Source organism: Chryseobacterium sp. C39-AII1 (assembly GCF_039672645.1).
Classification (GTDB): Bacteria; Bacteroidota; Bacteroidia; order Flavobacteriales; family Weeksellaceae; genus Chryseobacterium.
On sequence record NZ_JBDFPQ010000005.1, the window covers coordinates 244191 to 263738 of the forward strand.

The 19548-nt window shown below is 35.1% G+C and carries 24 protein-coding genes; 7 read left to right on the top strand and 17 right to left on the bottom strand.

Annotation, left to right across the window (positions count from 1 at the left end):
• Position 1 precedes the first annotated feature (1 nt).
• The gene (locus ABEG63_RS10770; RefSeq protein WP_346584676.1) at positions 2 to 1072 is read right to left on the bottom strand and encodes a nitronate monooxygenase; all 1071 of its coding nucleotides are present in this window, start codon (positions 1070 to 1072) and stop codon (positions 2 to 4) included.
• A gap of 118 nt (positions 1073 to 1190) precedes the next feature.
• On the opposite strand from ABEG63_RS10770, the gene ABEG63_RS10775 reads away from it, so the two are divergent.
• Positions 1191 to 2072 (top strand): LysR family transcriptional regulator, encoded by an 882-nt coding sequence (locus tag ABEG63_RS10775; RefSeq protein ID WP_346584678.1) that lies wholly within the window; start codon positions 1191 to 1193, stop codon positions 2070 to 2072.
• A gap of 914 nt (positions 2073 to 2986) precedes the next feature.
• Here the strand turns inward: ABEG63_RS10775 and ABEG63_RS10780 are convergent.
• The 4 genes from ABEG63_RS10780 to ABEG63_RS10795 form a co-directional block, all read right to left on the bottom strand.
• Positions 2987 to 3406, bottom strand: a complete 420-nt coding sequence (locus ABEG63_RS10780; RefSeq protein ID WP_346584680.1) for a glycoside hydrolase N-terminal domain-containing protein — start codon at positions 3404 to 3406, stop codon at positions 2987 to 2989.
• A 351-nt stretch (positions 3407 to 3757) separates the two neighbouring features.
• Positions 3758 to 4081, bottom strand: coding sequence for a hypothetical protein (locus ABEG63_RS10785; protein ID WP_346584682.1), 324 nt, complete (start codon positions 4079 to 4081; stop codon positions 3758 to 3760).
• A gap of 16 nt (positions 4082 to 4097) precedes the next feature.
• Positions 4098 to 4529 carry a serine hydrolase gene (locus ABEG63_RS10790; RefSeq protein WP_346584684.1) on the bottom strand — a complete coding sequence of 144 codons (432 nt, stop codon included), beginning with the start codon at positions 4527 to 4529 and terminating at the stop codon, positions 4098 to 4100.
• Positions 4522 to 4749 carry a hypothetical protein gene (locus ABEG63_RS10795; protein WP_346584686.1) on the bottom strand — a complete coding sequence of 76 codons (228 nt, stop codon included), beginning with the start codon at positions 4747 to 4749 and terminating at the stop codon, positions 4522 to 4524. The genes ABEG63_RS10790 and ABEG63_RS10795 overlap by 8 nt, the downstream gene beginning before the upstream one ends.
• 742 nt (positions 4750 to 5491) lie before the next feature.
• On the opposite strand from ABEG63_RS10795, the gene ABEG63_RS10800 reads away from it, so the two are divergent.
• Both ABEG63_RS10800 and ABEG63_RS10805 read left to right on the top strand, forming a co-directional pair.
• Complete coding sequence (locus ABEG63_RS10800) at positions 5492 to 6187, top strand: exodeoxyribonuclease VII large subunit (protein ID WP_346584688.1); 696 nt, start codon at positions 5492 to 5494, stop codon at positions 6185 to 6187.
• 195 nt (positions 6188 to 6382) lie between these two features.
• Positions 6383 to 6604, top strand: coding sequence for a hypothetical protein (locus ABEG63_RS10805; RefSeq protein WP_346584689.1), 222 nt, complete (start codon positions 6383 to 6385; stop codon positions 6602 to 6604).
• Between the two features lie 12 nt (positions 6605 to 6616).
• Here ABEG63_RS10805 and ABEG63_RS10810 read toward each other — a convergent pair whose 3' ends face one another.
• From ABEG63_RS10810 to ABEG63_RS10835, 6 genes are all read right to left on the bottom strand, one after another.
• Positions 6617 to 7135: a hypothetical protein gene (locus ABEG63_RS10810; protein WP_346584690.1), complete on the bottom strand. Its 519-nt coding sequence runs from the start codon at positions 7133 to 7135 to the stop codon at positions 6617 to 6619.
• 181 nt (positions 7136 to 7316) lie between these two features.
• Positions 7317 to 7457 (bottom strand): winged helix-turn-helix transcriptional regulator, encoded by a 141-nt coding sequence (locus ABEG63_RS10815; protein ID WP_346584768.1) that lies wholly within the window; start codon positions 7455 to 7457, stop codon positions 7317 to 7319.
• A gap of 76 nt (positions 7458 to 7533) precedes the next feature.
• Positions 7534 to 9123, bottom strand: a complete 1590-nt coding sequence (locus ABEG63_RS10820; protein WP_346584692.1) for an MFS transporter — start codon at positions 9121 to 9123, stop codon at positions 7534 to 7536.
• 2 nt (positions 9124 to 9125) lie between these two features.
• Positions 9126 to 10172 (bottom strand): HlyD family secretion protein, encoded by a 1047-nt coding sequence (locus tag ABEG63_RS10825; RefSeq protein ID WP_346584694.1) that lies wholly within the window; start codon positions 10170 to 10172, stop codon positions 9126 to 9128.
• Positions 10173 to 10182: 10 nt separating this feature from the next.
• The gene (locus ABEG63_RS10830) at positions 10183 to 11490 is read right to left on the bottom strand and encodes a TolC family protein (protein WP_346584696.1); all 1308 of its coding nucleotides are present in this window, start codon (positions 11488 to 11490) and stop codon (positions 10183 to 10185) included.
• Between the two features lie 13 nt (positions 11491 to 11503).
• Entirely contained in the window at positions 11504 to 11761 is a 258-nt protein-coding gene (locus tag ABEG63_RS10835) for a hypothetical protein (RefSeq protein WP_346584698.1), read from the bottom strand.
• 92 nt (positions 11762 to 11853) lie between these two features.
• On the opposite strand from ABEG63_RS10835, the gene ABEG63_RS10840 reads away from it, so the two are divergent.
• Entirely contained in the window at positions 11854 to 12633 is a 780-nt protein-coding gene (locus ABEG63_RS10840) for an AraC family transcriptional regulator (RefSeq protein ID WP_346584699.1), read from the top strand.
• A 98-nt stretch (positions 12634 to 12731) separates the two neighbouring features.
• Here ABEG63_RS10840 and ABEG63_RS10845 read toward each other — a convergent pair whose 3' ends face one another.
• From ABEG63_RS10845 to ABEG63_RS10855, 3 genes are read right to left on the bottom strand one after another with little or no spacing between them, the layout of a single operon-like run.
• Positions 12732 to 13127 (bottom strand): VOC family protein, encoded by a 396-nt coding sequence (locus ABEG63_RS10845; protein ID WP_346584700.1) that lies wholly within the window; start codon positions 13125 to 13127, stop codon positions 12732 to 12734.
• A gap of 29 nt (positions 13128 to 13156) precedes the next feature.
• Positions 13157 to 13921 (bottom strand): AraC family transcriptional regulator, encoded by a 765-nt coding sequence (locus ABEG63_RS10850; protein ID WP_346584702.1) that lies wholly within the window; start codon positions 13919 to 13921, stop codon positions 13157 to 13159.
• Between the two features lie 14 nt (positions 13922 to 13935).
• The gene (locus ABEG63_RS10855; protein WP_259113264.1) at positions 13936 to 14262 is read right to left on the bottom strand and encodes a helix-turn-helix domain-containing protein; all 327 of its coding nucleotides are present in this window, start codon (positions 14260 to 14262) and stop codon (positions 13936 to 13938) included.
• Between the two features lie 118 nt (positions 14263 to 14380).
• Between ABEG63_RS10855 and ABEG63_RS10860 the strand changes: the two genes are divergently transcribed.
• Complete coding sequence (locus ABEG63_RS10860) at positions 14381 to 15154, top strand: SDR family oxidoreductase (protein WP_346584704.1); 774 nt, start codon at positions 14381 to 14383, stop codon at positions 15152 to 15154.
• Positions 15155 to 15340: 186 nt separating this feature from the next.
• On the opposite strand, the gene ABEG63_RS10865 is transcribed toward ABEG63_RS10860, so the two are convergent.
• The 3 genes from ABEG63_RS10865 to ABEG63_RS10875 all read right to left on the bottom strand — a co-directional run bounded on the left by ABEG63_RS10865 (position 15341) and on the right by ABEG63_RS10875 (position 17575).
• Complete coding sequence (locus tag ABEG63_RS10865) at positions 15341 to 16018, bottom strand: helix-turn-helix domain-containing protein (protein WP_346584705.1); 678 nt, start codon at positions 16016 to 16018, stop codon at positions 15341 to 15343.
• Between the two features lie 296 nt (positions 16019 to 16314).
• Positions 16315 to 17088, bottom strand: coding sequence for an SDR family NAD(P)-dependent oxidoreductase (locus ABEG63_RS10870; RefSeq protein WP_346584707.1), 774 nt, complete (start codon positions 17086 to 17088; stop codon positions 16315 to 16317).
• 121 nt (positions 17089 to 17209) lie between these two features.
• Positions 17210 to 17575, bottom strand: a complete 366-nt coding sequence (locus ABEG63_RS10875) for a helix-turn-helix domain-containing protein (RefSeq protein WP_346584709.1) — start codon at positions 17573 to 17575, stop codon at positions 17210 to 17212.
• 116 nt (positions 17576 to 17691) lie between these two features.
• On the opposite strand from ABEG63_RS10875, the gene ABEG63_RS10880 reads away from it, so the two are divergent.
• The gene (locus ABEG63_RS10880; RefSeq protein ID WP_346584710.1) at positions 17692 to 18297 is read left to right on the top strand and encodes an NAD(P)H-dependent oxidoreductase; all 606 of its coding nucleotides are present in this window, start codon (positions 17692 to 17694) and stop codon (positions 18295 to 18297) included.
• Positions 18298 to 18605: 308 nt separating this feature from the next.
• On the top strand, positions 18606 to 19544 hold the full coding sequence (locus tag ABEG63_RS10885) for a helicase C-terminal domain-containing protein (RefSeq protein WP_346584712.1): 939 nt from the start codon (positions 18606 to 18608) through the stop codon (positions 19542 to 19544).
• Positions 19545 to 19548 lie beyond the last annotated feature (4 nt).

Here is a 19548-nt window from a genome sequence, read left to right on the forward strand (position 1 = left end):
TTTAATTATTACTATATTCTTCCGTTTCTTTAATCAAACGCTTCAAAAGAACAGCAGTGGATGATTCACTAGAATTCCTGAAGTTCTTGCCTGCCCAAATATTGACAAAGTCTGTATTATGATTGATTTTTGATATTCTCCTTAATTCCGCGGTCAATTTATTCTGAAAGGGAAAGGGTAGGATGTTTACCGTATCATCAATGGCTTGTGTAAAAACATTTTTAATTCCGCTTGCATATCTACCTGAAAAACTCTTAGTAAGAACAATATCGTTATCACCAATAGCTTGAAGTCTGTTTTTTTCTACCTGGGTTAAAGCACTTTCTGGTGTCCCTAATAGTAAACTTCCGACCTGATAGCCTTGAGCACCATTGCTTTGGGAGTTTATGATTTGATGACCTGTATAAACGCCACCAGCGTAGATCAGAGGTATTGAAACAACTGCTGAAACCTTCTGTAAAAGCGCAATTCCCGGATCACCAATCGGTTTTTCGGCTAAGAAATTACCTCTGTGGCCTCCGGCTTCTGATCCTTGAACACAGATGATATCTATACCGGATTTTTCAAGTTTTACAGCTTCTTGCACTGTTAAGCAGGTACCTATAAGTATTACTTTATTTTCCTTAAGTTTTTGAAGGCTAACCTTATCGGGTATTCCGAATGTAAAACTCAGTATTTTACAATCTGCTGAAATAATGACATCGATCAAATCCCTATATCCTGAGAATTTCAGATCATCGATTTCGGGAAGTACTACATCCAGCTGGTGCTGTTGAGCTAAAGTTTCTATAAAGGATTTTACCCGTTTATAATTATCCTTTAATTTCTGATCGATCACCGGTAGATCATATACAAAAATATTAGCTGCAAATGGTTTGTCAGTACGTGTTTTGACTAACTCTATTAGTTCAATGCATTTGTCCGCTGGTAGATCCGCCATCGGTAAAGACCCGAGACATCCCACCTCTGAGGCAGAGACAACCATTTCCGGTGTGGAGACTCCAAACATTGGTGCTTGAATGATCGGATATTGTGTTTTTAGAATCTCTGTAACTTTATTTTGCCAATTCATTTTTTCTGATATAATAATTTGTTAGTGAATCGTGTATACAAATTTCTTTATAAATTTGCATTGTTGCAAACGATTAATAATGATAGGTATTTATCATTATTAATGCTAAATGTATCCAATGAATATCAATGATCTTAAATTATTCGAAGCCGTTGCTGAGTATGGTAGCTTTACAAAAGCTGCTGCTATCAATAATACTGTTCAGTCTAATGTTTCTGCCCGTATCAAATATCTGGAAGAGTTTTTTAAAACAAAGTTGCTCATCAGATCGACTCGCAAAATTGAGCTGACCGACGAAGGTATGGAGGTGTTAAGAAGTGCAAAAGAGATTCAATTGGTCATCAACAGGGCTATAAATTCTATCACCCAATTATCTTCTCCACTACACGGCACTATAAAGATAGGATGTCTACAAACTACAGCCGCATTTCGTACACCGGGGATTTTACAGAATTTTTCCGATGACTACCCTGAAGTATCTTTTAGGCTAAAGACGGGTACATCAGAAGATCTGATCAAGGATGTACTCAACTATAAGCTGGATGGTGCCTTTGTTTCTGGAAACGTCGATCATAGAGATCTGGAAATTCAGAATGTCTTTATGGAAGAGCTCAGCATTGTGACGTCCAACCTAGATGGAAAGTCAATATTTGGCAAACTACCTGTTAAGTTGATCGTTTTTAGCAAGGGATGTTCCTACAGAGAGATTCTTGTCTCAATTCTGGAGCAAAAAAAAATAGACTCTTATAAAATCGTTGAGATAGATACTCTGGAAGGAATTATAAACTCCGTGGAGGCCGGTGTTGGAATTACACTTCTGCCGACGGAACTGATCAAAGCGAATTACTCATACAGGTCTTTGAATATGATAAGCCCGATAAAAAGGTTTTTGAATTGTCCTAGACAATTCATTAAGCGAAAAGATTTTCCCATGGAGCCCATATACGAGCTATTTTTCGAGAGCATCGTTAAGGGATATTCTAAAACTGCAGATTTCTAAATTATAATTTACAGATGCATGCTAATGCACCCATTAAATAACAATTCGCAACCAGACGGTCGATATTTCCAAGGAGTATATTATCAACGATTAAGTGATATTAGACAAGAGATAAAGATTTCTGTTCAAGCATCAACGTTTCCAACGCTTATGGGTCCATAACCAAAGATGTGGTTCATCAATGATATTATGGGAAAGCAACTCTACATATTTTCTTGTTATTTCCCCCTCGTTAAAATTACTGAACCTGAGCATATAGGAATGAATTTCACCCTGTAATATCCTTTGGATGATTGCTTAACATTTAAGTAGACCACTGCTGCATTATTTGCTCTGGCCAATTTTTCCATACCTGAGAAGATATAGGTATTCTGGTTTAAAAACTTAAATTTATATTTGTCATCTGTTATCTGTGGACATTGATCTGTAAGAAATAGATAGATCGCGGAGGTGGAACGGTGTGACAAAAAATGTCTGACTACTGATCTGTCTGATACTAATTTCATTCCAAAGCGTGAACGCAGCGCAATCATCAATCGGTCGATCACCTTAGAATTGAGCGGCTTGTACACCGCATAAATGATGAGGTTAATTTTCCGCATTTTAAAACAGGAAGAGCAACGGTTTTAAAATTGATTTTTCCGGTTTTATTATCAATCGAACTGCTTATTCCATTAATCACCAACTGATTTTTTTCTGTAAAAATCGAATTGATTTTATGTTGAGTTGAAGCATTTAATGAAAAATTCAAACTTCCTTTTTTGCTGGAAGATAATTTTACCAAAATCACATTATCGGCAAAAGAAGAGAAAATTTCACGCTTAAAAGTTACGCCATTCACTTCGTAAGAAACGGTGCTGATTGCTTTTTCAATGTCTAAAGTTCGATTATAATTTTTAAAATTTTCATGATCTTTAAAATCCAGATAAATCGCCCATCGTTTGGTAAGACATTCCGTAATTCAGATCTTTCGGAGCCTGTCTTGGATACGTTCTGTTGGAAACATTCTGAGCTTCCTGAAACTGGTTTTCATTCAGCAGTTTTCTGATTTTCTGGATGCTTTCGAAAGTATTTTTCGGAACATTATTTCCCGGTTCACCTTCCCAGATCGTTTCTTCATTCCACTGAAGATGCTCCTGAATGGCACCGCCAAAAACCATCGCACCGAGTTTTCCGTTTCCGATAGGTAAGGCTTCGTTCCAGTTTTCTGCAGGTTTATTATAGGTTAATTTTAAATTCTGTTGTGCGGTGAAATTAATTGAAATCAAAATAGCAACGATACTGTAAGTTCTGCTTTGTCTGATCATTTTCTTTGTAATATTATAGAAGATCATGCGGGAAGATTAGCAATTAACAATGTTTAAATACATGGATTTTCAAATAAGAGACTATTTTCAATGAATAGACAGTAAATCCAACTTAACATCTAATCAGGTATAATAGAATTTTAGCTTTTAGCTAAATTACTGCAAACGACAAAATAAAGTATCCTGTACTTTTGGCTAGCGAAAATTTTTTCTTGAAATTTTATATACAATTATTCAATAGTGCTTACCATCGTTGAATTAGAAGAAAAGACGGATACTTATATCAAAAAATCCTTATCAGCCACAAAACCTTACTGAATAATTTAAGATAAGCAGTACTTGCACAGAAAGTATTGAATCCAAAAACTAGCGAAATGATTATTTTTGGCTACCAGAATTTAAAGCAGGTATAATATATTTGATTAATACTTCTTTAGAGTCATTTTCAATATCCCAATTATTATAATTACCTGCTGTTATTACCACCAGTAGATTTAGTGGACTGCAAAAGAATATCCTTTGGCCTCCATTGCCCTTAGCTTCCTGAATATCTACTTGTTTATTGCCCACAGATTCTGTGTAGGTCCAAAATTGAAAACCGTACCCTGCATTTTTGTCTTTTCCAGAGGGTCTTTTCACTGATGGATTTAAGGATTGTTCAATCCATTGTTTGCTTAAGATAATATTTTTTGTATCTGACATATACAGCATCGCAAATTTAAGCAGGTCTCTGGAAGAAGCGGAGACCTGATGCGGCGGCAGGCATATTTTCACCTAGCGATGACCAAGTAAATTTATTTATGCCTAAAGGTTTGAATAATTCTTTTTCAGCAAATTGATCTATTGGCACACCACTTACAATTTTTATTATTTCAGCTAATAATTGCGTATTGCCTCCATTGTAATTCCCAACTTTACCTGGTTCTGTTATCATTTGTCTTCCTAGAATGAAGCCGATCGGATCGGAGCTTTCATCCATTCTTAACTCTGTATTTCGTGGGTCACGATAAGAAACATCTTCATTCCATTCCAATCCGCTGGTCATCGTCAATAGATGACGGATTGTTATTTTCTTCTTGTTATTATCAAATTTATTTCCATATTTCTGTGCGAAATAATTATAAATTGAGGTGTCAGTACTTTTAATCAATCCTTTTCTGTAAGGCGAGACCTATACAAGCGGAGGTTATGCTTTTAGTGATGCTTCGGCAATCATGCAGATCATCTCTTGAATGCGTTATATATCCCAGTTTTTTACCTAATTTTTCATCTGTTCCGTCAAAATAATTTTCATATACCAAATTATCATCTTTAAGTATGAGAAGACTGTGAATATTCGGGATCGTATCAGAGAGAATAAGTTTTGTCATCTTCACCAATTGTAGTGTATCTACATCGTAATCATAAGCATTTGCTACAGATATATTATCTGATAGATAACTGGGAGCTGAGTAATGGTATGTATTTGGACGATTCCTTTTTTGTCTGCATGCAGTTAAACTTGCTACAGCAATTATTATGAAAGCTATATAATATAAATTTCGCATTGTAGATTTTTTGAGCTTTGTTTGGGTCTAATTCTTAATTATAATGAGTGCATATTTTACGGTGATAATATTTGATAATGCTACAAACATAATAAAAACTTCACTAAATCTAGACATCATCACTATTTATATCTATGTTCACCAGCGTTTAAGAATGCTATCATTGAGAAGTTTTAAATATATTTAAAAAGATTACGCATAATGATGAATATTTATGAAAACTTCTTCCAAAAAGTAGAGTGTGCCCTCAAAAAATAGCAGCGATGATATAAGTTCTGTCTTGTATGATTGCTTTCTTTGTAATATTTTTAAAGAGTGTTATTCTGATAGACTAATAATAAATTAACGGAATTTCAGATAGAAAGCTATTTTCAGTGAAGGGAAATTAAATCTAACTTAACATCTAATTGGTTTAGCTTTTCTTTAAATTAACACGAGCGACAAGATAAAGTAAGTACTTTTAAATTGATGAGTGGTGTCGGAAAATTTTGCCATTGAAATTTCAATGACAATTATTCAATAGGGTTATCTTTGCTACATAATTAAATTTAAACAGCACTCATTCATGGAGAACAATGAAATGATTTTCCAGTCTATTCTCTGGCGTCAGTTAGGGATTCGTATCTCTTCATTACTTAGGAGTAAAATCATTAATAATGAAATTTATATCCTCAGAGGATATATTGAAAAAAGTATTAAAAATTCTTCGATAGAACTGCGATTTGTAGTTGATGAAATCATTCAGCAGGAAGAAAAGTCGATATCGGAAGAGGAATTGGAAAGATACGAGCTAATTCAGCGAAAACTCGAAATAGGATCAAAAGATCTAGAAACTTTGATTAGAGATAAAATGCTCAAAGATGAAAAAGTGAGGATAGCTAATATTTACGGGAATAACGCAATTGTTCAAAAGGATTTTTTAGAAGGTCTGGATGTTTCAGGGCAGTATTTTGAGATCGATGACCATAGTTGTAATATTACCTCCTCAACGGCAATCATTTCCAAATTGAATGAAATCTCATCTAAGGAATACGATATAGTTGCTTTAGTAAGGGGAGGAGGCGACCGTCAGAACATGGAGACGTTTAATAATATTCAGCTTTCAGAGTTGTTTATTGAACTTGATAAAGTAACTATTACTGCAATTGGATATACGGTCGATGAAACCTTGCTTGACAAACTTGCAGACAAACGTTTTCATTTACCCCACGATTATGGAGCAGGATTGCATGCCATAGCAGAAAAACTGTCTCATGAATGATCCAATTCAAGAGCTCTTTTAATCGATGAGGTTAAGAAAGATGTGTCCAAACAGTTTTCCGAGCAGGTCAAAACTTTAACCGAACAGTTATCTAAAAGAAACGAAGAATTCCAGAAACTTCAGGAATCTTCAGTCAAATAGCTTCAGGACACGCAGAAGAACTTTAGCGAGCAGGAAAAGCAACGAAAGGAAGAATTGGAAAGCTACAAAAAGGAGATGCATACCCTTCATGAGAGGAATATGCAGTCTGCTATCAATGAAAAGACAATTTCATTGAAAGTAGGAATGGAATCTCTGCAAAAAGAAAATTTAAAATTAAGTGCCGAAATAGAGCGAAGCAAAAATAATTATACAAAAGTAGTTATCGCTGCTATTGTAGCTCTTGTTATTGGTTTTGCATTGGCTAAAGCTTTTTAAAAGTTCTTAAGGTTATTTTAATTCTTTAATTTCTGCGGTAACTTTTGTTAGCCGAATATCAATTGCTCCAGCCAGTAAATAAGGAGCGATAAATAGTAATATCCATTCTAAACTACTTTTATGCAATAGATCATCATTCTCAAGGTATTCTTTCTTTGAACCTTTAAGTTCATCCAAATAAAAACCCGTAGATTTTGTTACCTGTTGTACATAACGATCATCTGTAGAATTTAAGAACTTATCATAGGAGAGTGATAAAGTATCAATATAATTAAGATATTTATCAACCAAAATAGTATCCCGGTATCTTAAAATATCTTTTGAATACCATTCAAAGAATTGTCCGGCTTTTATAAAACTTTTAGCTTGCTTTTGATCATTAAATTCTGAATATTTGAAACCGTTTATGGTATCGGAAAAATATTTATATTGATTTCTTGCACTTTCTGTCAAACCCTCGTAACTAAATATTAGTGGTTGCTCAAAATAATTTGTTCGGGCTGTTGAAAATTCTTTTCTAAGAGAAGTCATAGAACCTATGATACCAATGAAACCTAAGGAGACCCAAAAATAATCTATTCTCTTCCAAAATTTTTTCGATTATGGTCTTCCATATATTAGTACAGCATGAAAAACCACTATTAATAAAATTAGAACTACAAAAGGATATAAAAAATTCATAGATAGAAATGTAATTAAAGTTATTTATTGTTTAAAATACGAACTTTTGGGCAGGTAGAAAAAAGATAGGCTCAAGTTTCCTTCCTTTAGCAGTTAAATTATATTCAACGGCCGGTTGAGCAGTGGCAAAAGCTGTACGGGTTACGATGTCGTTTTCTTCCATGTTTTTCAGTTTTTTTTTACCTGTATTCTTGTCTTGATCTTAAATTCATCCATAAGAAACTTTAAATACATTCAAAATATGATTTTCAATGAGGCATATTACCTTTTCTTAATCTCAAAACAACATTTTGAATGTGAGGTAATAATAGTAAAATAACGATGACGAAAATCACAGCCGTTAGCATCAAATCATAATAATCTCTAGTAGCACGAGCCAATATCTGATGTCCTACCATTTGATTGAAATAGCCTGTGGATACTGCTTTTGAGGTATAGATATCGCTACCTGCATTCATGTATTGATTTTGAATATCCAGTAAGACAGTTGGTAATTGAGGGTTGGTTTCCGTGAGTGATTCCCGGATCTTTTCTCGAACTCCTGATTTTGCAAATAATTGAAGTTCGTTATTCAATGCCAGACTAGCTGTAAACCCTGTAAACCTAGCCAATATGCCAACAAGCGATGCATTGATCGCAATTTTGGGAGGCGCCGATGAAGCGGTAAATGATACAATCGGAACAAATAAGACTCCTGTTGCCACACCATAAATAAACATCGGTAGAATGAAATCAATTGTTTCGCCCTGTACAGAAACAAATAGTATCATATAAACATAATAGATCGCCATTATTCCAAAGCCAATAATAATCATTCTTATCAGGTTGTAACCCATCAAAATAAATCTGGAAGTAATGAACATACTTAGTGTAGTTCCAAAAATTACAGCCGTCCATATAGGAATGGTGCTCAGTGGGTCATTTCCTAAAATTACTTCAAGATAGCCATAAGCAAGTCCTGTACTTCCTTTAAAAATATAAAATGTAAAAAGTAGTAATAGGCCAATGACAAAATTCTTTGTCTTGAAAATCTGTAAGTTGATTAAAGGTCGTTTAAGCTTCAATTCTCTAATGATGAAAAGCGAAAGAATAATTAGATTGATTACACTAAGACTAGTAATTAATGAACTACCGAACCATCCTAATTGTCGTCCGTACACTAGAATGTATCCCAAGATTAAGATAAAAGATACGTAAAACAGATAGCCCATCCAATCTACCTGATAAAGTGGTATCTTTTTGGTAAACCTGGCTTTACTGTTCATTGTTAGCAATACAGTCATTGTTAGAAGCATGAGTATGACAATAAATCCGTAGAATAGCCAGTTAAAATCAAAGAAATGAATAACAACGCTGGTAAAAATAGAATAAGAAGGAACGGCAATCTGTATGCTGCCATACAGTAGACTAAAAGCAATTACACGGGCACGTACAGACTGTAATCTTGGAAAAATCATTTGTAAGACGATACCTGACATCAATGCACAGGTAATCCCTTGAAAAAACTGGCAAATAACAAATAATGTCCAGTCTTTGAAATGAAAGCAAATAACGGAGCATATTGCATTAACGGCAATGGCAAATAGCAAATATTTTCTTGGTGCAAAATATTTTACTATACGGAAATCCAATGCTAAGAAAGCAACGGTAGAACCATACATGACTACCATACCATATTGTACATCTGTAGGTTGTATGCCGTAAAATCCCATCGTTGCAATCGGACTGCTGTAAAAAGAAAAGCTAAACAGACAGGTCATCAGGATAGCAAATATGACGGATCTCGCCACCCATTCTGAGACCCAGGCTTTGAAAATAGGTATTTTATGTGCTTGCATTATTAATCTTTTAAAACATAAACATTGGCATTCATTCCGGCAGAGAGTTTTCCTAATTTTTCAGGCGTATCAGTCAGTTTAATTCTTACAGGAATCCGTTGGATGATTTTGACAAAATTACCTGTAGCATTATCTGGAGGTAACAATGAATAACGTGAACCTGTAGTTGGGGAAAGTGATTCGATGGTACCATTGAATTTTTCATTCGGAAAAGCATCAGCTTCTATGGATACTGCCTGTCCGATTTTGAAGTTGCTAATCTGTGTTTCCTTAAAATTGGCAATCACCCATTTTTGCTCCGCTTTGTTCACTAAAAATGCCAATGTTTGTCCAGCATGTATCAGTTGACCCTCCTGAATATTCTTTTTACCAATTTGTCCATCAAAAGGTGCAGTGATAACTGTGTATCCAATTTCCAATTCCTGTCTTTGAACAAGTGTTTCTTTGATTTTTATCTCTGCCTGTATCGCATTATGTTGTGCTCTAAAATCATTCAATTTGGATTCTGCTACTTGCAAAGAAGCTTTAGCCTGATCATAATCTGACTGTGCAATTGATAAAGAAGCACTGATGTTGTCGAATTTTTGTTGGGTGGTAGATTCATCCGCCAGTAGATTTTTATAGCGGTCAAATTCTTTTTGCTGCTGGTCCAATCTCGCTTTCGCTCCTGCTAATTGTGCTTTTATAACCTCAATACTTTTAAGTTGTGTTTCTTCGTTTGCGGTCAAAATAGGTAATTTGGCGTGTGAACTCATAAGCTCTGCTGATGCAGCATCTTTTTTCAGTCCATACTCGTCCAATTCAATGACAACAAGTGTATCACCTTTTTTAATAAGCTGATTGTCCTTGTAATATATTTTGCTGATATAGCCACCCACTTTTGCATTTATAGGAGAGAGATAAGCATCTACCTGTGCATCATTAGTTTGTTCATAGCGATATCCTTTAAAGAAATAGGTAGCTCCCCAAATAATGATCCCTACTAATAATGCGATACCAAACCATTTGGTTAAGCTTACAATAATTTTATCTGTTTTATTTTTGTTCATGATATTTGTATTAAAGAATTCCTATAATTGCCAATAGTCTGATATGGGTTACTTTTACATTTGTTTGTGCTGTTGTCAGATTAAATTTTGCTTCTAATAAAGTGTTTTCTGCTTCCAAAAGATCGGTCAGTAGCGATTCCTGATTTAAGTAACTACTTCTGATAACACGGACCGTTTCAGTCGTTTTAATGATATTTTGTTCTGCCATTTCTACGCTCTCCAAAGCCTGCTGTTGCTGTAAATAAGCTTCTTTTACCTGAAGGGAGATTTCGTCCTTCTTCATTTCTGCTCTTTCTTTAGCCTGATTGCTGACAACCTGGGCACGAGCAATGGTATGTTTGCTTTTGTACAAATTATCAATAGAATACTGTACTTTAATTCCTGTCTGACCAAATCCCCACAGATCATTTGAGTACGGATAAAAGGAAATCTGTGGATAGTTGTAATTGTAATTAGAGTATAGAGAAACTTTGGGTAACAGCGCAGCTTTCATTTGCTTTACGTTCAGTTCACTCCATTTGATATCACTATCAGCCATTTTAAACTCTGGAGATTTGTTGAAAGCAATGTTTACATAATCATTGTAGTCACCATCTGTGATAGCGTTTAATTCAATTGCATCTTCGTATTTGATCACCAGCTCCGTATCATTTTCACGCCCCATCAGTATATTGAGCCTTTGTTTAACTATTTCAATTTTCTTCGTCACATCGGAAAGATTAAGTTCCAGTTGAGACAATTTCACGGAAGTTCTCAGTACATCACTTTTTAGAACGATACCGTTTTTATGCAAATTTTCTATCAATCTCAATTGTTTTTTTTCTGCTTCAATCTCTGCATTAAGAAAATCATAGAAATGCAAAAACTTATATAAATCAAAATAAGCAACTGCAACATTGTATTTTACACTGTGCTTTTGCAGATCCACTTCATATTGTTTTCGTGCCTCTTCTTCCTTTTTCATAACGATGTTCCTTTTGTCTTTACCACCATTATAAAGGTTAAAGTTTAAGTTGTAGCCTACTGCGTACCCATAGCCTTTTACAGGCACATCTTGTGGAGAAGAGAATAATCCATTGTTGTAAATCAGAAATTTGGAATTGAGTTTTACGTCTCCACCTACCGAAATTTCCGGTAACAAACGGTCTTTGGCTTCCAATATTTCTATTTTACTTTGCTGATGATCTAAGTCAGATAGTTTAAGTTGTCGATTATTCATTTCCGCAACTTTCCATATTTCTTCCAAACTTAAAGGTTGGACTTTTTCTGTATGCTGAGCATAAATACACTGTGTAGATAACAGTAACAGTATGCTCAAAATCCGGGTAGTTTTATATCGTTTCATGAGCTTTCTTTTTATAAATGATAGTATCTTTCTTTGCTAACCATTGCTTTAGCATCTTTTTCAACTCCTCAAAAGCAAAGCTTAAATCGACCATTGGCATAAATGGACTGGAATAAGCACAAGACAGCCAGTAAATGTTGGCTTTATCAATTTCTTCATTTGTACGAGGTAATTTATTTTCGGATTTTTTGACTTGTACTTCAAGTTCAAAATCTTTGTCCGGTTTTATGATTTTACGTTTCATAATAATTCTGGTACTATTAATACTGCAAAATTATTCAACACACTCCGCTTCATTTTTATATAATTAGCCTAACATTTGCTATATTTGGCCATATGGATATACTTAGTCAATTAATAAGTAGTGTGGATAAAAATCCCGATTCAATCCTCGTGATGAGACAACAGACGGAACAGCGTTTACCTGCTCATCAGCACGATAAGGCTCAGTTATTATTAGTGTATGGTGGGATTGCTTACTTGCAAACAGCCGAAAAGGATTTCTATATTCCATCCAATCATTATATCTGGATACCCAAAAACTATCCGCACAATCTGATGTTCAACACACAGGATCTGTATATCATCAATATTTACTTTCCAGAAAAAAAAGTGAGCGGTTTTTATGATGAACTGGGTATTTATCCTGTGAGCAAGTTGCTGGCGGAGATGCTCTCATTTAGTGAGAAATGGCAAGGTGATTATTACAAAGGTTCGTGGGAATTTGAATTTCTATCGACGCTTAAGAATCTATTGTCAAAGGAAAATCTCAGAAAATTCTCCATTCAACTTCCCACAACGGACGATCAACGGCTCAATGTCATAATAGACAGTTTTAGAAATCGATTAAATGAAAATCTAAGTTTAGAGAGTATTGCTCAGCAATCAGGAATGAGTGTGAGAAGTCTGACCAGATTATTCCAAACGAAATTACATATCACTTTTGTTCAATACTTAAAGATGCTGCGTATTATCAGAGCGATGGAATTGATAAAAGATACAGACTTAAGCATGACAGAGATAGCCTATGAAATTGGATATTTAAATATATCTGCGTTTAGCAATAATTTTCACCAACTGACCAATATGAGACCTACTGAATTTAAAACCAAATAAGAAAGACGACCGTAGTCGTCCTGACTATAATCTTCCCTAAAATAGCGATAGTAATTTTTATTTATGTGATCTTAAATTCGGTGGTCTACAGGCGGCTGCTAGCTATGTTGTACAATATTATCCTTAAATAGATTAACACTTATTTCTATCATTAACTGTTCAAAGAAGAAATAGAAACCAAACGTATTCCTGATTTTCTTGGGTTCACTTTCAAAGTGTAAGTCCGCTTCTGTTTTTAGCTTTTCATAGACATCACAAACTGCTTGCTCATCATTCTGATAAAATCCGATGTGGAAATTCTCCGGATATTCAGGCATATTTTCCTTGTGGTTCAATTCCTGTCCCCAAACAACTAATGCAAAATTATGGTCGTTTTCCAGAACTGCCATTTTGTTGTTTCGATTGACAATTAAACTAAAACCTAAATTTTTTGTAAATAAATTTACAGCTTTATTTACATCTTGTACAACGATGTTGATGTGGTTTAAATTCATTTTGTTCTTGTTTTAATTACAGATCAAAATTACTTTTCAGGCATCAGGCTCAATTGGATAAATCGGTCGTTTTCGTTTTTATTTAAGATAATTGGTTTTACTCCTGCAAACTTTTTCACTTCCCTGATAAAATGAGATTGGTCTGCATAATCGAGTTGAGGGTAGAAATCCCCATTTTTTAATTGTTTTAATGAGTTGGAGAAACGGATAATATTGAGATAGGATTTAAGCGTTACGCCTAACCATTTATTGAAATAACGGTTCATTTGTCTGCTACTCCAAAAAACATTTTCTTCGAGTTCTTTTACAGTAATTTCTCCTTTAGAAGCATAAATGAGTTTAAATAATTTCTTTTTTCTGTCGTCTATTTCTTTAGATAATAACGAAGAAATAACCTTAACAGCTTTATGGTAAAAGTGGTTGAAATCGTTCAGGTCATCTCTTGAAAATCCCCAGTAACCTGACGGTAGTGTTTTCTTCGTGTTATTTAAATCCACAAAAGATTGTTTGAAAATATATTCGGCAGCAATGGGATAAAAGCTGATTGCAAACATTGTAGATTTGGGAAATGGAGGTTTAGTGATGGGAGCAGAACATACTCCAGAAACGAAAATTTCAAAATTTCCATTTTCATCGGCTAACAGAAATAAATCTATTTTTCCATCGGGAACTATAATACCTTCTTTTTCTTCATCAGAATGGTTTTTTACCATCCAGATACTTTCCACAATATTTGTTAGCGGTTCATCGGGTTGAATACAGATATATTCTAATTTATTTATTGGCAAATACATTTTTAATCAGCATGCTAATTGATATATTCCAATCCCCATTGATAAAGATCATTAATAATAGGCTCAAGTTTTCTTCCTTTAGCAGTTAAATTATATTCAACGGTCGGTGGAACAGTGGCAAAAGCTGTACGGGTTACAATGCCGTTTTCTTCCATATTCTTTAGCTCTTTAACCAGCATTCTGGTACTTATGCCGGGTATCATTCTTTCCAGTTCTTTGAAACGCCTTTTTTCAGGAATCAGCGCATAAATAATGGACATTGACCATTTTCCGCCAATAATATCAAGGATTTTCTGAAGCTCACATTTATTTTCCGTTTTTTCAATAATTTCTTTTTCCATAACTGTATGATTTCCAATAAAAGTTACTTTGGTGTTGCTAATATACAATCGTGTAACTACTTGCAAAAGTAAAGTAATGGAAATAAATTTGCAACATAATTTTTAAATATAATTAATTATGTATGATTCTTTAAAAGGAAAGGTAGCCTTAGTAACAGGCGGAACTAAAGGGATAGGTAAAGCAATTGCGGATAAACTTAGTGCTAGTGGAGCAATTGTTATAACAACTGCCCGTACAGAAGCAAACGACAACGCTAACAGCTATCATTTTATTGCTGCTGATCTTACTCAGGCAGACAGCGCAGAAAAAATTGCAAAGGAGATCCTGGAAAAATACGGTAAAATAGATATTATCGTTAACAATGCCGGAGCTAATTTAAGCCCCGGTGGAGGCTTTAATACATTGGAAGATGAGCACTGGTTAAAAGACTGGGAACTTAATTTCATGTCAGTTGTTCGTATGAACAAAGCCTTACTACCCACAATGCTTGAACAAAAGGAAGGTATCATCATCAATATTTCGACAGGAGCAGCCAAACAGCCCATCTGGGACATGACCATGTCATATTCATCAGCGAAAGCTGCATTAAATGCTTATAGTAAAGCATTGGCAAATGAAGTAGGGTCTAAAGGAATAAGAGTAAATAGTGTATCTCCGGGTGTTGTAAGAACCCCGTTAATGAATGATTTTATTGAAAATATTGCTCAGCAGTCAGGAACTACTTTTGAAGAATCTTTCCAGAATGTGATTGATGCTGTTGGTGTGCCAATTGGAAGAATGGCTGAGCCTGAAGAGATTGCCAATACAGTGGCTTTCTTGGCTTCTTCAGAAGGATTGTATATAACAGGTGCTAATATTTCTGTCGATGGCGGGGCGTCACCAACAGTTTAATTGTTATAAATATTAGAGATAAAATACAATTTGTATAATTTAATCTATCAAAGCATTGATTTGACAATACAGTTAAATCAATGCTTTTTTAGTAATGGTAAGATGTAATGCCATCAGATGAAGAACTCTTTACTTATAATTTTATAATGAATATATTACCAAAAAGTATGGATTTCAAAATATATATCATTCAAATGAATTTCGAAATTCCAAAGGCGAGAGACCCGTCCTTACCCTGAACATCTTGCTGAAAGACTGTGGATGCTCAAATCCCAATTCATAAGCGATCTCAGCTACTGTTAGATTGGTGTTGGTCAATCGCTCCTTTGCTTTTTCGATGACTTTGCTTCGGATATATTGCTGGGCATTCTGTCCAATTAATGAGCGCAAGAGATCGCTCAGATATCCGGATGAAATTTTAAGCTGATCCGCAACATACTGCACAGTCGGAAGACCCTGCTGCAAGGATAGCTGACTATTGAGATAATCCTCAATAATACTTTCAGTTTTTTGAAGGATATCGTTATTAGCCACTTTTCTGGTAATAAACTGCCTTTTATAAAACCTGTTGACGTAGCTTAGCAACAACTCCAACTGAGCAATTACAACTTCCTGACTGAACTCATCTACACGGCTGTTCAGTTCCTGCTCCATGATTCGATAAACTGATAGAATGATTTCCTTTTCACTGTCCGAAAGATGCAGAGCCTCATTGGAGGCATAAGAAAAATAGCTGTATTGCTTTATTTTTCGTGCGATGGGATGACCCAGCAGAAAATCAGGATGAATCAGTAAAATATAGCAATAGGTCTCACTATTGTAATCGGTGCTTCCCACCAGTTGGTCAGGTGCGAGGAACAACATACTGCCTTCATCGTAATCATAGTAATTCCTGCCATACTTTAATCTTCCTTTATTCCTGGTGATGAAGGTGATCTTATAAAAGCTCAGGATATCATAGATTGGTGCCATAGCCGTATTAAAAGGATTATCCTTGTTAAAATGGACAAGACTGATCAGCGGATGTTGCGGTGCAGGCAGTCCGAAAGCTTGATGGCTTTCTGATATCGAGATGAAGCGTACCAATTTATCGTCTTTGGATTTCATACTATAAATGTATAAAAAACCTATGACCAAAGATCATAGGTTTTATGTTAAAACTACCACGGAAGAACATTGTTTTCGCCGCTAAAAGCAGCAGGGCCAGTAAAGCTTCCTGTCGGAAGATCTTCAGCCAGAGCAACTCTGATCGGTTCTTTTGAGCCTTCTTCTACTGAATCCGTTCCCTGAAAATTATTAAGCGCTGTGGCCGTAAATCCAGGGCTTACCAAATGAACTTTGATATTAGTGTCTTCCAATTCTATAGCCAGCGAAAGGAAAATTCCATTAAGTGCCGTTTTCGATGCGCCATAGACTGCATCAAAATTTGAGCGGTAAGGATTTTCCGGATTAGAATTAATGCCAAGTGAGCCTAAAGCACTGGAAACGGTTACAATCCTTGCGCTGTCTGCTTGATGCAACAGAAGCAAAAATGCCTGCGTCAATGCTAATGTTCCGAATACATTCGTATCCCAAACCGTCTTAAGCTCGCTGATTGGTGCAATACTCGCACGTTGCGCACCCAAAATTTCCTCCATCGTGCGTCCTGATAATCCAGCATGAGAGACTGCAGCATTGTTAACCAACAAGGTTAGATAGCCATGTTCTTTTTCGATGATCTTCACAGCTGCATTGATAGAATCTGAATCTGTAATATCCAGCTGAATGGCTTTTGCCGATCTACCCAGCTCTCTAACTGCAGCTTCACCCTTTGCAAGGTCACGAGAACCTATATATACATTATAGCCATTTTCCACAAGAGCTTTAGCAATCTGAAATCCCACACCAGTATTGGCACCCGATACCAGTGCTACTTTATTTTCATTGTTCTGCATTATTTTAATGTTTTAAAATTGATGAAGCAAAGTTGGATATTAAAATAACAACGGGTGTATCCCAATCAAGACTAGTTGAAGCCCAATTGAAGATTATTAGATTATTTTTTTAGACCTTGTATCAAAGAGTTTCTTTAAGCTTGTTTCGGTGCTGCTCTCCCCAGATACTTAATTCTGAGAGTACATTTTTTAATGTTCTTGTGTACTCAGTAGCTTCGTAGGTGATCGTTACAGGAGTTGTAGGATATACTTTTCTTTCAATAAAGAAATTGAGCTCAAGAGATTTGAGTTCATTAGACAAAACCTTCGGGGAAATACCTTCCATTTCTCTCTGAAGTTCTCCAAATCGCTTTGGATTATTAATAAGGCAGAGAATTAACGGCAGTTTCCATCTTCCGTTCAAAACGTACATGGCATCAATCACATTTTTAAGTGAGGACTGGCATTCCGCAGGACTTGGAAGAGATTGATTTTCTGTTGTTTTCATTAATGCAAAGATAATCACTTTCCTAAAAGCAACCACTTTCCTTTAGGTAACTGCTATCTAAAATATAGCAGGTAAACCTAACTTTGTCCCATTAAAATTTTAGAAATTATATCATAATGAAACGTATCTTACACTTAAAATCAAGCCTTCTAGGCAGCTCTTCGTATAGCATTAAATTAGGCAATGAAATCGTTAATGAAGTTATCAGCAAATATCCAGGAAGTACAGTAGAAGAATTGGATTTGGTAGAAACACAAATGCCGCATCTGACTCCTGAGGTTCTTCAGACTTTTTTTATTTCTTCAGACCAGTTAACAGAAGAGCAAAGGGAGTTAATTCATCTTTCAGATCAACTCACTCAACAGCTTTTAAATTCAGATATCATTGTCATCGGAGCACCTTTAATCAACTTTACCATCCACAGTTCATTGAAAGCATGGATAGACCATATAACAAGAGCTGGAATTACTTTTGGTTACGGTGATGATGGTCGTCCCGTAGGGAAGGTTATAGGTAAAAAAGTCTACATCGCAATGTCTTCAGGAGGTATCTATTCTGAAGGACCCGGGAAAGACAACGATTTTGTAGCCACTTATCTTAAAGCCTTTTTAGGATTTCTGGGGATGACCGATGTAACCGTAATCATAGCAGAAGGGTTAAAAGTACCTGATGTTAAAGATTTTGCTATGGAGAAAGCATTTAGCAGTATTGAAATTGATTAAATTAATATTATGATTCATCTGAATAATTCAAAAGATGATATACAAAGCTGTTCAAATAAATGGGCAGCTTTTTTTATTGCCGTAAATGAATTGATTTATTCTTAAATACCGTTCTTTTTTTTAAGGTTTTCAACTATTTATCCATTTACAGTCTTTAATATTATTCTGCAATCAGACAATATTTCAATGTGACCTGGTAGCTTATCAGATTTTCTATAGCAAATATATTCCGTTGTCCCTGCTGAAAAAAATCTTTTTGGGTATTATCTGAGTTTATTGATATAAAGGGGGAGGAGGATAACCCTGAATTGATTCGTCCCAATAAAATCAACAAAGAATATAAAATTGAACAAAATGATTTAACCGAAGAACAGTATGACTTACTAACAGATAACTTTGATGATACTCAAAAAGGTGCAATTTTAACTCATATTCTAAATGCGAGGCTTATAGCAATTTCACCATACCTGTCACCCTATTATAATGGAGAATTACCTTCAGTAAAAGAATTTATTGAAAATTCTCCTAAGCTGAATGAAACAATTAATCTCATACGACGGAATAAAATGGATATTCCTGATTCAGGTCAGATCATTTATTCTGAATTAGCGGTCTCAGAATTCCTTAAAATAAAGGATTATCTTGTGACTGAAGTAGGTTATAAACCAGAAGAAGTAGGTGTGATTACAGGGGCAACTACTAAGCCCAACAGATTGAAAATTCAGGAGGATTTTAATTTAGGAAAAATTAAAATCATCATTGGTAGTGAAGCGATTCAGGAAGGAATGAACCTTCAGGAAAACACAACTGATCTGTATATGCTTTCTCTTCCCTATAATTTTACAACTTTGAGACAGGTTGAAGGTCGTGCCTGGCGACAAGGAAATAAGCACGAAAATGTTAGGGTAAACTTTATGCTTACTAATGACAGTATTGATGTTTTTATGCTTCAAAAGTTACAATCCAAACAAGCAAGATACTTGGAAGCAATGAAGAGAGGGGCGAATGTTCTAGATGTTTCTGATATAAGTACACAGGAACTCAAAACTTCTATTATAACTGATCCTGAAACGAGAGCAAACATTGAAATTGAACTCCTGAAGAAAAAGATAGAAATGGAGAAAAATAAGCATTTGGCAGATATAGCCTTGGTGCTGAGGAAGCATAATGAATTTCTGAAAGTGAAAGAGATGGTAACCAAAGCAGAGCTATCTTATAACAGGATTTTGGGATATTCAAATGATTAAGGTG

Bases quoted from the DNA above. Each gene is read 5' to 3' on its own strand.
- ABEG63_RS10865 (WP_346584705.1), bottom strand. From the start codon at position 16,018: ATGTTGTTCCTCGCACCTGACCAACTGGTGGGAAGCACCGATTACAAT.
- ABEG63_RS10845 (WP_346584700.1), bottom strand. From the start codon at position 13,127: ATGAATTTAAACCACATCAACATCGTTGTACAAGATGTAAATAAAGCT.
- ABEG63_RS10770 (WP_346584676.1), bottom strand. From the start codon at position 1,072: ATGAATTGGCAAAATAAAGTTACAGAGATTCTAAAAACACAATATCCG.
- ABEG63_RS10835 (WP_346584698.1), bottom strand. From the start codon at position 11,761: ATGAAACGTAAAATCATAAAACCGGACAAAGATTTTGAACTTGAAGTA.
- ABEG63_RS10775 (WP_346584678.1), top strand. From the start codon at position 1,191: ATGAATATCAATGATCTTAAATTATTCGAAGCCGTTGCTGAGTATGGT.
- ABEG63_RS10840 (WP_346584699.1), top strand. From the start codon at position 11,854: ATGGATATACTTAGTCAATTAATAAGTAGTGTGGATAAAAATCCCGAT.
- ABEG63_RS10855 (WP_259113264.1), bottom strand. From the start codon at position 14,262: ATGGAAAAAGAAATTATTGAAAAAACGGAAAATAAATGTGAGCTTCAG.
- ABEG63_RS10870 (WP_346584707.1), bottom strand. From the start codon at position 17,088: ATGCAGAACAATGAAAATAAAGTAGCACTGGTATCGGGTGCCAATACT.
- ABEG63_RS10860 (WP_346584704.1), top strand. From the start codon at position 14,381: ATGTATGATTCTTTAAAAGGAAAGGTAGCCTTAGTAACAGGCGGAACT.
- ABEG63_RS10780 (WP_346584680.1), bottom strand. From the start codon at position 3,406: ATGATCTTCTATAATATTACAAAGAAAATGATCAGACAAAGCAGAACT.
- ABEG63_RS10810 (WP_346584690.1), bottom strand. From the start codon at position 7,135: ATGACTTCTCTTAGAAAAGAATTTTCAACAGCCCGAACAAATTATTTT.
- ABEG63_RS10880 (WP_346584710.1), top strand. From the start codon at position 17,692: ATGAAACGTATCTTACACTTAAAATCAAGCCTTCTAGGCAGCTCTTCG.
- ABEG63_RS10785 (WP_346584682.1), bottom strand. From the start codon at position 4,081: ATGTCAGATACAAAAAATATTATCTTAAGCAAACAATGGATTGAACAA.
- ABEG63_RS10795 (WP_346584686.1), bottom strand. From the start codon at position 4,749: ATGACAAAACTTATTCTCTCTGATACGATCCCGAATATTCACAGTCTT.
- ABEG63_RS10875 (WP_346584709.1), bottom strand. From the start codon at position 17,575: ATGAAAACAACAGAAAATCAATCTCTTCCAAGTCCTGCGGAATGCCAG.
- ABEG63_RS10820 (WP_346584692.1), bottom strand. From the start codon at position 9,123: ATGCAAGCACATAAAATACCTATTTTCAAAGCCTGGGTCTCAGAATGG.
- ABEG63_RS10825 (WP_346584694.1), bottom strand. From the start codon at position 10,172: ATGAACAAAAATAAAACAGATAAAATTATTGTAAGCTTAACCAAATGG.
- ABEG63_RS10850 (WP_346584702.1), bottom strand. From the start codon at position 13,921: ATGTATTTGCCAATAAATAAATTAGAATATATCTGTATTCAACCCGAT.
- ABEG63_RS10800 (WP_346584688.1), top strand. From the start codon at position 5,492: ATGGAGAACAATGAAATGATTTTCCAGTCTATTCTCTGGCGTCAGTTA.